Source organism: Methyloparacoccus murrellii (assembly GCF_054657115.1).
Genome location: NZ_BAAHXD010000124.1, coordinates 1 through 454, shown reverse-complemented (window position 1 = coordinate 454; position 454 = coordinate 1). Strand labels below are relative to the sequence as shown.

The following is a 454-nucleotide window of genomic DNA, read 5'->3' as shown; positions in this document are numbered from 1 at the left end:
CTAGACAGCTTCAACTGCGATACCAAAGTTGAATCGTCGCTACCGACCAAGGCTTGTTGAATGCTTTGCAATAGTTTTGCAAGATCAGCGGCTGTGATTTCTCCTTCAATACCAGAGCCGGCGACTTCTTGTTTCACTCCTATAAAAAAGTGCCGGAATTTGATGGTTAACGCGCCACCTACACCCGCTACAGAAGCCCAAAATGCTGTCTTTAATCCAGACAATAGAGCGGGAACACTGGCTTGAATGTTGGTTGTGTCGAAGTCTGCTAATCCAAGAGCAATACCAAAAAAAGTGGCAAAAATACCCGTGGTTGTGAGGATGGTAGGACCGTAGGTTAAGGTTTTCTCGTCATATTTGACGTGAAAATACAAGGTCAGAAGCGTGACAAAGCCAAGAAAAAATTGGGTATGAGAAGGAAGTGCAGCAAAGTTCAACAGTTTCTCCCTACAAA

General features: G+C 44.3%; 1 protein-coding gene. It reads right to left on the bottom strand.

Annotation, left to right across the window (positions count from 1 at the left end):
* The coding region (locus ACYQ1H_RS15560; RefSeq protein WP_460028949.1) for a hypothetical protein at window positions 1–437 on the bottom strand (437 nt) is incomplete at its 3' end.
* Between the last annotated feature and the right edge of the window lie 17 nt (window positions 438–454).